The organism is Enterobacter cloacae complex sp. ECL352 (assembly GCF_020149545.1).
GTDB lineage: Bacteria > Pseudomonadota > Gammaproteobacteria > Enterobacterales > Enterobacteriaceae > Enterobacter > Enterobacter asburiae_B.
Map to the genome: position 1 here is coordinate 2426711 of NZ_CP083709.1, position 12475 is coordinate 2439185.

The 12475-nt window shown below is 57.0% G+C and carries 10 protein-coding genes; 2 read left to right on the plus strand and 8 right to left on the minus strand.

Going from position 1 to position 12475, the window contains the following annotated elements; all coding sequences use genetic code 11:
- Nucleotides 1-52: 52 nt before the first annotated feature.
- Nucleotides 53-1444 (minus strand): xanthine/proton symporter XanP, encoded by a 1392-nt coding sequence (xanP, locus tag LBF07_RS11850; RefSeq protein WP_023309879.1) that lies wholly within the window; start codon nt 1442-1444, stop codon nt 53-55.
- 225 nt (nt 1445-1669) lie between these two features.
- Here xanP and gltS point away from each other — a divergent pair, with 225 nt between their 5' ends.
- Nucleotides 1670-2872: a sodium/glutamate symporter gene (gene gltS / locus LBF07_RS11855; protein ID WP_023309880.1), complete on the plus strand. Its 1203-nt coding sequence runs from the start codon at nt 1670-1672 to the stop codon at nt 2870-2872.
- A gap of 2 nt (nt 2873-2874) precedes the next feature.
- On the opposite strand, the gene recG is transcribed toward gltS, so the two are convergent.
- Genes recG through gmk form a run of 5 tightly spaced genes read right to left on the minus strand, consistent with a single transcriptional unit; the run spans nt 2875 to nt 8741 of the window.
- On the minus strand, nt 2875-4956 hold the full coding sequence (gene recG / locus LBF07_RS11860) for an ATP-dependent DNA helicase RecG (RefSeq protein WP_094935076.1): 2082 nt from the start codon (nt 4954-4956) through the stop codon (nt 2875-2877).
- 3 nt (nt 4957-4959) lie between these two features.
- Nucleotides 4960-5649, minus strand: a complete 690-nt coding sequence (gene trmH, locus LBF07_RS11865; RefSeq protein ID WP_024906644.1) for a tRNA (guanosine(18)-2'-O)-methyltransferase TrmH — start codon at nt 5647-5649, stop codon at nt 4960-4962.
- Between the two features lie 4 nt (nt 5650-5653).
- Entirely contained in the window at nt 5654-7768 is a 2115-nt protein-coding gene (spoT, locus tag LBF07_RS11870; RefSeq protein ID WP_023309883.1) for a bifunctional GTP diphosphokinase/guanosine-3',5'-bis pyrophosphate 3'-pyrophosphohydrolase, read from the minus strand.
- 19 nt (nt 7769-7787) lie between these two features.
- Nucleotides 7788-8063: a DNA-directed RNA polymerase subunit omega gene (gene rpoZ, locus LBF07_RS11875; RefSeq protein WP_000135058.1), complete on the minus strand. Its 276-nt coding sequence runs from the start codon at nt 8061-8063 to the stop codon at nt 7788-7790.
- Between the two features lie 54 nt (nt 8064-8117).
- Nucleotides 8118-8741 (minus strand): guanylate kinase, encoded by a 624-nt coding sequence (gene gmk, locus LBF07_RS11880; protein WP_010426438.1) that lies wholly within the window; start codon nt 8739-8741, stop codon nt 8118-8120.
- 251 nt (nt 8742-8992) lie between these two features.
- On the opposite strand from gmk, the gene ligB reads away from it, so the two are divergent.
- Complete coding sequence (gene ligB / locus LBF07_RS11885) at nt 8993-10663, plus strand: NAD-dependent DNA ligase LigB (RefSeq protein WP_094935077.1); 1671 nt, start codon at nt 8993-8995, stop codon at nt 10661-10663.
- A gap of 2 nt (nt 10664-10665) precedes the next feature.
- Here the strand turns inward: ligB and LBF07_RS11890 are convergent, their stop codons facing one another.
- Entirely contained in the window at nt 10666-11283 is a 618-nt protein-coding gene (locus tag LBF07_RS11890) for a trimeric intracellular cation channel family protein (RefSeq protein ID WP_094935078.1), read from the minus strand.
- Nucleotides 11284-11488: 205 nt separating this feature from the next.
- Nucleotides 11489-12352 carry a YicC/YloC family endoribonuclease gene (locus LBF07_RS11895; RefSeq protein ID WP_048975620.1) on the minus strand — a complete coding sequence of 288 codons (864 nt, stop codon included), beginning with the start codon at nt 12350-12352 and terminating at the stop codon, nt 11489-11491.
- Nucleotides 12353-12475 lie beyond the last annotated feature (123 nt).

The following is a 12475-nucleotide window of genomic DNA, read 5'->3' on the forward strand; positions in this document are numbered from 1 at the left end:
AATGGTGTAATTAGATGTCACGGCAGGCATTGGCTGCCTGCCGTGAAGAGGATCAGTTCTTTTCAGGCGGGAAAACGAGGTTCAGAACGATAGCGGTGATACCGCCCGCGGCAATGCCGGAAGAGAGCAGGTTTTTCACCCAGTCAGGCGCAAACTGCAGGATCAGCGGCTGCTGGGAAACACCCAGACCGACGGCCAGCGACAGGGCGATAATCATGATCGCGCGGCGGTTCAGCGGCTCGCGGGAGACGATACGCACGCCGGAGGCCGCGATGGTCCCGAACATCACCAGCGTTGCGCCACCCAGCACCGGCTCAGGGATGTGCTGCACAAAGCCGCTTACCGCCGGGAACAGGCCGAGAACGATCAGCATCAGCGCCACCACAAAACCGACGTAGCGGCTGGCAACGCCGGTCAGCTGGATCACGCCGTTGTTCTGGCCGAAGCAGGAGTTCGGGAAGGTGTTGAATACCGCAGAGACAAACGAGTTCAGGCCGTTCGCCAGCACGCCGCCTTTCAGACGCTTCATGTACAGCGGGCCGGACACCGGCTGCTCGGAGACGTCGGAGGTGGCGGTGATATCACCGATGGTCTCCAGAGAGGTGATCATAAAGACCAGCATCAGCGGCAGGAGCAGGCCCCAGTCAATGCCCAGTCCGTAGTACAGCGGCGTAGGAACGACGATCAGCGCGCTGTTGGTCGGCGCGGTGTTCTCCGGCAGCATGCCCAGCGCCCACGCCAGCAGGTAACCCGCCGCCATGGCGATCACCAGCGAGGCGACGCGCAGGTAAGGATTACGCTGACGGTTAAGCAGAATAATGATCGCCAGCACGACACCCGCCAGCAGCAGGTTTTTCGGCGCGCCGAAGGTGTGGTCGCTCATTGCGGCATAGCCGCCGCCAATGGAGGTCAGGCCCACCTGAATCAGCGACAGGCCGATAATCATTACGACGACGCCAGAAACCAGCGGGGTGATAACGCGGCGAGCCAGATGCAGAACGCGGGAGATGACCATCTCCGTACAGCTGGCCAGCATCAGGGTGCCGAACAGCGCCGCCATCATGGTTGGGACATCCGCACCGCCGGTTTTTAGCGCCGTACCGCCCATGATCAGCGGTGCCACGAAGTTAAAGCTGGTGCCCTGAATCGACAATAATCCCGACCCCACCGGCCCCCACGCTTTAATTTGAATAATCGAGGCCACGCCGGAGGCGAAGAGAGACATGCTGATAATGTGCTGCGTGTCCTGCGCCGGTAAACCGAGCGCCTGGCAAATTAGCAGCGCCGGGGTGATCACCGCAACAAACATTGCCAGAAGATGCTGGCAGGCGGCGAAAAGCGTTTGCGGCAGCGGCGGGCGATCCTCAAGGCGGTAAATCAGTTCGCTATTTTGCTTCTGCGCAATCGGTTGCGCATCAGGCGACTCTATGGTGTTAACGGACATCGGCGGCAATCCCACGGTGGAAAAGCGGGCATTTTATCTGACCACCTGGTAAAAGCAAACGATTGCCAGCAAAAAAAGGGAAGAAAATCTGCCGCTGTGAGCAGGTTTTCTACAACGCGTGGGGAAAAAAAATTACACTTTTTGCGCCGGGGGCTCATGAAGAGCGCAAACCGGCCCAGGATAACGCCGCGTGTGTATGGAACACGCGCATAACAGGAGCCTTTTATGATTCATCTCGATACGTTGTCGACCCTTGTTGCCGCAACGCTGGTTCTTCTGCTTGGTCGCAAGCTGGTACATAGCGTTTCCCTTCTGAAGAAATACACCATTCCTGAACCTGTCGCCGGTGGCCTGCTGGTGGCGCTGGCCCTGCTGATACTGAAAAAAAGCATGGGCTGGGAAATCGATTTTGATATGTCCCTGAAAGATCCGCTGATGCTGGCCTTCTTTGCCACTATCGGCCTGAATGCCAACCTGGCGAGCCTGCGCTCGGGCGGTAAGGTGCTCGGCGTATTCCTGATTGTGGTGGTGGGGCTGCTGCTGATGCAAAACGCCATTGGCATCGGCATGGCAACGCTGCTGGGGCTGGATCCGCTGATGGGTCTGCTGGCGGGGTCGATTACCCTTTCGGGCGGTCACGGAACCGGGGCCGCGTGGAGCAAGCTGTTCATCGAGCGCTACGGGTTTGAAAACGCGACGGAAGTGGCGATGGCCTGTGCGACCTTTGGCCTGGTGCTGGGTGGCCTAATTGGTGGTCCGGTGGCGCGGTATCTGGTTAAGCACTCCACCACGCCGAACGGCAGGCCGGACGATGAGCTGGTGCCGACCGCCTTCGAAAAGCCGGACGTTGGCCGCAGCATCACCTCGCTGGTGCTGATTGAAACTATCGCGACGATCGCCATCTGCCTGACCGTGGGCAAAGTGGTTGCGCAATGGCTGGCGGGTTCCGCGTTTGAACTGCCGACGTTTGTCTGCGTGCTGTTTATCGGGGTGATCCTGAGCAACGGTCTGGCGCTGATGGGCTTCTACCGCGTGTTTGAACGGGCGGTATCGGTGCTCGGCAACGTCTGCCTGTCGCTGTTCCTGGCGATGGCGCTGATGAGCCTCAAGCTGTGGGAGCTGGCCTCGCTGGCGCTGCCGATGGTGGCGATTCTTGCGGTGCAGGCGCTGTTTATGGCGCTGTACGCCATGTTCGTGACCTGGCGCATGATGGGCAAAAACTACGATGCGGCGGTGCTGGCGGCCGGTCACTGCGGGTTTGGTCTGGGGGCTACCCCAACGGCTATAGCCAACATGCAGGCGATCACCGAACGGTTCGGACCATCGCACATGGCGTTTCTGGTGGTCCCGATGGTTGGGGCGTTCTTTATTGATATCGTCAACGCGCTGGTGATCAAGCTGTACCTGATGCTGCCGATGTTTGCCTGAAATCAGGCGTTGGAATACCGCTCGGTTTCCGGCATCCAGCGCTCAATCAACGCTGCCGCCTGTTCGGGGTAGCGTTCATGAATATGGCGGGCGAGGCGCTGAACCTCGGGGATCATGGTCTGATCGCGCAGTAAATCCGCTACTTTGAACTCCGCGTTACCCGTCTGACGCGTGCCCAGCAGTTCGCCCGGGCCGCGGATCTCCAGGTCTTTTTGCGCAATCACAAAACCGTCGTTGCTGTCGCGCAGCACCTGCAGACGCATCTGGGCGGTTTTGGAAAGAGGCGCTTTGTAGAGCAGTACGCAGTGGGACGCAACCGCGCCGCGGCCGACGCGCCCGCGCAGCTGGTGGAGCTGGGCAAGGCCGAGACGCTCCGGGTTTTCGATGATCATCAGGCTGGAATTGGGGACGTCCACGCCGACTTCGATCACCGTGGTGGCGATCAGCAAATGCAAATCACCCTGTTTGAACGACTGCATCACCGCCTGTTTTTCGGCGGGCTTCATGCGTCCGTGAACCAGACCCACGTTCAGCTCGGGCAGCGCCAGCTTAAGCTCTTCCCACGTTGCTTCGGCAGCCTGCGCTTCCAGCAGTTCAGATTCTTCAATCAGCGTACAGACCCAGTAGGCCTGACGCCCTTCCTGGGTGCAGGCGTTGCGCACGCGGTCAATGATATCGCTGCGGCGCGTGTCGGGAATGGCGACCGTGGTGACCGGCGTACGGCCCGGCGGCAGTTCGTCAATGGTGGAGGTATCCAGATCGGCGTAGGCGGTCATCGCCAGGGTGCGTGGGATCGGCGTAGCGGTCATGATCAGCTGATGCGGGTGGAAGCCCTGCTGCAGGCCTTTTTCCCAGAGCGCCAGACGCTGATGTACGCCGAAGCGGTGCTGCTCGTCGATAATCACCAGCGCAAGACCGTTAAACTGCACCTGCTCCTGGAAGATGGCGTGCGTGCCGACAATCATCTGCACCTGCCCGCTGGCAATAGCCTCCTGTTGCGCAAGGCGCGCTTTGCCTTTTTGCTTCCCGGCAAGCCAGCCCACTTCAATTCCGAGTGGCGCAAACCAGGCGCGGAAATTGTTGGCGTGCTGTTCAGCCAGCAGCTCGGTCGGCGCCATTAGCGCCACCTGTTTACCGTTAGCAATCGCGCGCAGGGCCGCCAGGGCGGCAACCAGCGTTTTACCGGAGCCCACGTCGCCCTGCACCAGACGCATCATCGGCACGTCGAGCGCCATATCGCGTTCAATCTCGGCGGTGACGCGCGCCTGCGCGCCGGTGGGCTTAAACGGCAGCGAGGCCAGCAGCTTATCTTTGAGCGCATCATTCTGGCTTAACGGCTGAGCGTGGAAACGCTGCGCGCCCGCGCGAAGCGCCAGCATGCTCAGGTTATGTGCCAGTAATTCCTCAAGGATAAGACGCTGTTGTGCGGGGTGTTTGCCGCTTTCTAAATCGCTGAGCTGCAGCGTTGGCGGCGGGCGGTGCAGGGTGCGCAGCGCCTCGGGCAGGCTCATCATGCCCTGCGCCAGCTCGGGCGGCAGCAGCTCGGTAATGGCGCAGGTATCCAGCAGCTCCAGCGCCTGATCGGTGAGCTTGCGCAGCGTCGCCTGCTTGATGCCTTCGGTTGTCGGGTAAACCGGGGTAAGCGTCTCCTGCATTTCCGGCGTGCTGAGATCGCCCTGCACGCGGTACTCCGGGTGGATCATCTCTGCGCCGTATTTCCCGCGTTTGGCTTCGCCATAGGCCAGCACCCTGCGGCCCGTCGCCAGGCTGTTTTTCATCGCCGCGCTGAAGTTGAAAAAACGCATGGTGAGAATGCCGGTGCCGTCGCTGATCTGGCAGGTCATCATTCGGCGTCCGCCGAAGGTGATGTTGCAGTTCAGGACTTCGCCTTCAACGGTGGCGTAAATGGCGGGAAGAAGATCGCCAATCTTGTAGAGCTGGGTGCGGTCTTCGTAACGCAGGGGGAGGTGAAGCAGGAGATCCTGAACGGTGTGCAGGCCAATTTTTGCAAGCTTATTACTTTGCGCTGAGCCCACGCCCGTCAGGCTGTTAAGCGGGATAGCATCCAGCAGGCGGCCTTTCATCGCTTACCCGGCGTACTGCATGGTGGCCCACCACTCGGCATCGGCTTCAATTTCGCCCTGCGCGTTGACGTGGGGGTAAGGCAATTTTTTCTGCTTCGCAACGCGAGCCAGAACCGGATAACCACCTTCAAACAGCAGGCGCTGCTGTTCCTCTTCCGGCAGCATGCTGTTGCTGCGCTCGTACATCCCGGCGTTCTGACGCTGGCGCTGCGCTTCATACAGAATGAGCGCGGACGCCACGGAGACGTTGAGAGACTGGACCATGCCGATCATCGGAATGATGATGTCACGATCCGCCAGATCCAACGCTTCCTGGGTGATCCCGGTTTTCTCCTGACCCATCAAAATGCAGGTCGGGCGGGTGTAGTCGATCTCGCGGAAATCTACGGCTTTAGCGGACAGGTTAGTGGCGAGGATCTGCATCCCGCGCCCTTTTAGGTGCGATACGGCTTCGCCAATGGTGTGATGATTTTTGACAGACACCCAGCTGTTGCTGCCTGCCGCCGCCGAGACCGTATTGCGCATACGGCCGTCCGGCCAGACGGCGTGCACTTCATGCACACCGACGGCATCTGCGGTACGGACGATAGCAGAGACGTTATGAGGTTTATGCACCTGCTCCATGCAGACCGTCAGGTCAGGCTGACGCCTGGCGAGCATTTCGCAGATACGTGCATAACGTTGTGAATTCATAAACCTAGTTTCGGTTTCGGGTGACTTTAATCACGTCCGGCATGACGCGGATCTTGCGCATAATATTCGCCAGATGCACGCGGTCGCGGGCGGTCAGACGAATAAAGGCGCTGTACACGCGGCCATCTTTTTCTTCCGTATTCAGGCTCTGAATGTTGGAAGAAGCCGTGTTGATCGCTGCCGTCAGGTTCGCCAGAGCACCCTGATGGTTGAACATATCCACCTTAATTTCGGTGATAAATTCCTGCGCGGTCTCTTTATCCCACTCGACCGCCATAAACTTCTCGGCTTCTTTCTGGTAGCCGCGAATGTTACGACAGGACTCGTGGTGGATAACCAGCCCTTTACCCGGGCTGACATGCGCAATAATCGGGTCGCCAGGAATTGGACGACAGCATTTTGCGAAGGTGATCAGCACCCCGTCTGCGCCTTTAATCGGCAGGTGTCCGTGGCTTTGCGTGGTTGCAGGCACCGCTGTCGTGTCGCCTTGCTGCAGATTCTTCGCCACCACCACGCTCATGGCGTTGCCGAGGCCAATCTCTGCCAGCAGGTCGTCAAGCGACGCAAGCTTCATGCGCTCCAGCTCACGCTGTACGTTCTCCTGCGGAATTTCAGCCAGCTTACGGCTACCGCCCAACGCGTGGTTGAGCAGGCGACGCCCCAGGCTGACGGAATCATCGCGCTTGAGGTTTTTCAGCAGCTGGCGAATTTTGGCGCGTGCTTTGGAGCTCACGACAAAGTTCAGCCAGGCCGCGTTCGGACGTGCGCCCGGCGCGGTAATAATTTCTACCGTCTGGCCGCTGGAGAGCGGCTGAGACAGCGGATAAGGCTGTCTGTCGACGCGCGCGCCGACGCAGGCATGCCCGATATCGGTATGCACGGCGTAAGCGAAGTCGACCGGCGTTGCGCCCGCAGGCAGTTCGACAATGCGGCCTTCTGGGGTGAAAACGTAAATCTCATCCGGGAAGAGATCGGATTTAACGCTCTCGATAAATTCAAATGAGCTACCCGCACTCTGCTGAAGCTCTAGCAGACTCTGCATCCAGCGCTGGGCGCGGATTTGTGCGGTCGTGCTGCTTTCGCCACCGTGCTCTTTATACGCCCAGTGTGCGGCAACACCCATCTCTGCCATCTGGTCCATGTCTTCGGTGCGAATTTGCACCTCAACAGGTACGCCATGTGGCCCGATCATCGAGGTGTGCAAAGATTGATAGCCGTTCGCTTTTGGAATGGCGATGTAATCTTTCATGCGGCCCGGACGCGGTTTGTAGAGGCTGTGCATCTGCCCCAGCACGCGATAGCAGGTGTCCGAGTCGTGGACAATTACGCGGAAGGCGTAGATATCCATGATCGAGTGAAAACGCTGCTCTTTGAGCACCATTTTGCAGTAGATGGAGTACAAATGTTTTTCGCGACCGCTGACGCGGCACGGAATTCCCGCTTCCTGTAAGCGCCCTTCAATTTCCGAGAGGATTTTTTGAATCATCTCTTTACGGTTACCGCGTGCGGCTTTCACCACCTCTTTAATCACGCGATAGCGGTTCGGGTACAACGCTTCAAAACCCAACTCTTCCAGCTCGGTTTTAATGTGATGAATACCTAAACGGTGCGCCAGCGGACTGTAGATTTCGAGGGTTTCACGGGCAATGCGGCGACGTTTATCCGGGCGAAGTGAGCCCAGCGTGCGCATGTTGTGGGTACGGTCAGCGAGTTTGATGAGAATGACGCGGATATCCTGCACCATCGCCATAATCATCTTGCGGAAGTTTTCGGCTTGCGCCTCTTTCTTGTCGCGGAAATTCAGCTTATCAAGCTTAGAGACCCCTTCCACCAGTTCGGCAACGCTTTTGCCAAACAGCTGTTCCATGTCCTGATAAGTGGCAGGGGTATCTTCGATCACGTCATGCAGCAGAGCGGCCATCAGCGTTTCGTAGTCGAGTTTCATCTCGGCCAAAATACAGGCCACCGCTACAGGGTGCGTGATATAGGGTTCACCGCTTGAACGTGTCTGGCCCTCGTGAGCGTCACGTGCAACGAGATACGCCTGCTGAAGACGCTTAATCTGGTCTTCAGGCAGGTAGGTTTGAATCAGTTGATTCAGGCTTTCAAACAGATACAAGGGCGACCCGCAGGTTTAATTAACGACGACCTTCAGCAATAGCGGTTACGGCCTGCAGTTCTGCGGCTTCCTGCTCTTGCTGCTCCTGGCGCTCACGCACGTCGAGGATCTGGTTGTTGATCAGACCTTCTTCGATTTCGCGAAGTGCAATAACGGTGGTTTTATCGTTTTCTTCCGGTACCAGCGGATCTTTACCGCCTACCTGCATCTGACGAGCGCGACGCGCGGCGACCAGCACCAGGTCAAAACGGTTACCAATTTTCTCTACAGCGTCCTGAACAGTTACGCGTGCCATACTTAAAATGCTCCACAGGTGAAGAAATGACTGGGCATGATACTGAAAGTGGGTTCAGTCTGCCAACAGTTTGGTGATTAATGCGTCATGTCGCTGCTTCTGGCGGCTCATACGCAGACGTTCTGCACGAAGAATGGTTTTGAGATCGCTCAGTGCGGCATCAAAATCATCATTCACAATAAGGTAATCATATTCCGCGTAATGGCTCATTTCTGCAACAGCCTGTTCCATACGCTTTGCGATCACTTCTTCGCTGTCCTGACCGCGGCCACGCAGGCGGCGATCCAGCTCATCTTTCGATGGCGGTAAAATAAAGATACTGCGCGAGTCAGGCATTTTCTTACGAATTTGCTGTGCGCCCTGCCAGTCGATATCCAGGAACACATTCACGCCCGTGGCCAGAACCTGCTCAATGGTTTCACGCGAGGTACCGTAGTAATTACCGAATACTTCAGCGTGTTCAAGAAACGCGTCTCTGCCGATCATCGCTCTGAATTCGTCGTGATCCACAAAGAAATAGTGTTCACCGTGCACTTCACCCGGACGCGGCGCTCGCGTGGTGTGAGAAACAGAAACCTGTGTGTCGTACAACGGTTGGGTTTTTAACAGTGCCTGAATAAGGCTGGATTTACCCGCGCCACTAGGGGCAGAAACAATATAAAGCGTGCCTTGAGCCATGAGAGTCTTTTGTATGTGTTAACGAAGAAGTCCTACATACGGGCTTATTATACACGTCACCGCCGTGTGACGTAGCCTTTGTCACACTTTTTCCCCTGGATTATTGAATTTTGCGTGCCGTTTTCAGGTTTTATCTGTGGTTTTCAGCAACCAAAAGAAACACCGGATAGCGTCTCGCATTGTGAAACGTTGTCGTTAGCGTTGTTTCAGGCATCCGGGTATACCTCCTGCAATGCAAAGGAGGGGTAGCGATGTGGCGATGGATAAGCGGGTTAATGCTGTTGTGGTGTGGCTCTGGCGCGGCGGTGTGTCCGGTGTGGTCGCAGGCAAAAGCAGAAAAAGAGATGGCGTCGTTAAGCGCCCAAATCAAACGCTGGGATGAGGCTTACTGGAAGCAGGGCGTAAGTGAGATCAACGACGAGGTTTACGACCAGCTTCACGGGCGATTAACGCAGTGGCAGCGCTGTTTTGGCGGTGAGCCTTCAGAAGAGAAACTCCCGGCGCTGGCGGGAAGTGTAAAACATCCCGTTGCCCATACGGGCGTACATAAAGTGGCCAGCAAAGAGGAGTTGAGACAGTGGATGCGTACCCGACAACATCTGTGGCTGCAACCCAAAGTTGACGGTGTGGCGGTAACGCTGGTCTATCGCAACGGAAAGTTAACCCAGGCTATCAGTCGCGGTGATGGCCTGAAAGGGGAAGACTGGACCGATAAGGTGCGTTTAATCCCGTCGGTTCCGCAAAAGCTCACCGGCGCGCTGGCGAATAGCGTCTTGCAGGGCGAGCTTTACTGGTTACGCGACAACCACATTCAGAGCCAGTTGGGCGGAATGAACGCTCGCGCAAAGGTGGCGGGGGCGATGATGCGGCAAAAGGATAACTCGCTATTGAGCAAAATCGGCGTATTCATCTGGGCCTGGCCGGACGGACCGAAAGATATGCGGACATCTTTAGCTGAACTGTCTCAGGCCGGTTTTACGCTGTCGGCACGGTACACGCTACCCGCCGATTCAGTCGATGCCGTCGAGAAGCAGCGCGCGGCCTGGCACGTGACCGCATTACCCTTTGTCACGGATGGCATTGTAGTGCGTTCGGAGGATGAACCTGCGGGCGAAGAGTGGTTACCGGGAGAAGGCAGCTGGGTTGTCGCGTGGAAATATCCTCCCGCAGCCCAGGTCGCTGAGGTGAGCGATATTCATTTTTCCGTGGGGCGCACGGGCAAAATTTCCGTTGTAGCAGCGCTGGAACCCGTACAACTGGATGATAAACAGGTGCAGCGGGTGAGTCTGGGCTCGGTTGGGCGCTTGCAGAGTCTGGATATTGCTCCGGGGGATCAGATACAGATCAGCCTGGCCGGGCAGGGTATCCCCCGGTTTGATAAGGTGCTCTGGCGCGGGACTGACAGACATAAACCAGAGCCACCGGCCTCACGCTATCATGCTCTTAGCTGTTTCTATGCTTCGCCGGAGTGTATGGAGCAGTTCTTTGCCCGGCTGACCTGGCTCAGTTCAAAGCAGGTATTCGATATTGAAGGATTAGGTGAGTCAGGCTGGCGGACCCTCTGGCAGGCGCATCATTTTGAACATCTCTTTTCATGGCTGTTATTAACGCAGGCGCAGCTGCAGGCTACACCGGGGTTTTCCTCAGCACGCGGGCTGGCGCTCTGGCACCGATTTAATCTGGTGCGCGAGAAGCCGTTTATCCGCTGGCTCATGGCAATGGGTGTGCCATTGACCCAGGCTTCGCTGAAGGCGATGGGAGACATATCGTGGCAGAAGATGAGCGGGCGCAACGCAAAGCACTGGCAGACCCTGCCGGGAACGGGAGAGGAGAAAGCGCGACAAATCGTAAACTGGGTTCACGCGCCTCAGATTGATGTGCTGGCGAAATGGCTCGCTGAACAGCACATCAACGGGTTCTGAAGCTAGTGGGCGCTGTGTTTGTAATGAAAAATGGGCAGCCCGAGCTTCAGACGCAGCGCCAGCATGCGGGCCGTAAAGCCAAACAGCAGCGTCGAGATGACCACCACATCATGATTTGAAACGTAATGCTGCAGGGCGATATAGAGCACCGCTGCTGCAAAGGAGATGCCGGCATACAGCTCTTTTTGAAAGACCAGGGGGATGCGTTTGCAGAACATATCGCGCAGCACACCGCCGAATACGCCCGTGACCACGGCGGCGATGGTGGCGATAACCGGTCCTTCCCCCATATCGAGCGCGATTTGCGCGCCGATGATCGAAAATACGATCAGCCCCAGCGCATCAAGCACCAGGAACAGGCGGCGAAGATGGGGCATAACGGGCGCCACTATGGTGGTTAACACGGCGGCCGTTGCCACGATAATCACGTATTCAGGGTGTTTAACCCAGCCGAGCGGGTAATGGCCAAGCAGAATATCGCGCACGGAACCGCCGCCCAGTGCGGTCGCCGTAGCAATAATGATCACGCCGAAGGTATCCATACGGCGACGTCCGGCGGCAAGTGCGCCGGTCATGGCTTCTGCGGTGATGCCAATGAGATAAAGGATGTGAAGCAGCATATACCCTCCGGTGTGAACGCGGGGGAGGTTAGCGATTTGTGCGCAAGATCACGATTGAGATTTTCTAAGGCGAGCCAGTTTGCCCTAAAAATTTTTATCAAGTTCTATAGAGAAAGCTTGATGAAAGGCGGTAAGGCGACAAAATTGGCGTTAAGATGGATTAGAAATAGTAATGGGTGGTGCTGTCGACACCACCCGAAAAGCATTACTCGATGTTCTGGATCTGCTCGCGCATCTGTTCAATCAGCACTTTCAGCTCAATCGCTGAATTCGTCACTTCTGCATTGATCGACTTAGACGCCAGGGTGTTCGACTCGCGGTTGAACTCCTGCATCATAAAGTCCAGACGGCGGCCCACAGCTTCTTTTTTCTTCAGAATGTTGTAGGTTTCTTTAACGTGCGCTTCCAGACGGTCCAGCTCTTCAGCGACATCGATACGCTGCGCCATCAGCACCAGTTCTTGTTCCAGACGGGTGTTTTCCAGCTGAACTTCCGCTTCTTCCAGTTTGGCGACAAGGCGCTCGCGCTGCCATTGCAGCACTTCTGGCATATGGGTGCGGACTTTCGCTACTTCGGTGCTCACGCCTTCAAGACGCTGCTCAATCATCGCTTTCAGCGCCTGGCCTTCGGTTTCGCGGGCAATGATAAAGTCGTCCAGCGTGCCGTCGAGAGCTGCCAGGATTTCAGCGGCAATGGCGTCCAGATCCTGCTCACCGGCGGCCATGACGCCAGGCCAGCGCAGAATATCAACCGGGTTGATTTCGCCTTCATCGCTCTGCATTTTGACCCAGTTCGCCGCATTCACGAGCTGTTTTGCCAGTTTTTCGTTGAGGATGAGCTCGCCCTGTGCGCTCGCATCAGGCTCAAAGCGCAGGTTACATTCCACTTTTCCGCGCGTCAGACGCGTACGGATACGTTCACGTACGACAGGCTCAAGGCTGCGGAACTGCTCCGGCATACGGAAATACGTTTCCAGGTAACGCTGGTTTACCGAGCGCATTTCCCATGTGGCGCTACCCCAGCTACCCTTGATTTCACGCCGGGCGTAGGCGGTCATACTGCGGATCATAGACATTCCCGTTTTTAAAGGAGAGATGGGGGGATTATAGCTTTCGGGGGCTTCTCAGGATAGGAATAAGCGTCCTTTATCCGTATAATGCGCAGCCACATTCGTTTCAAGCCGGAGAATCCA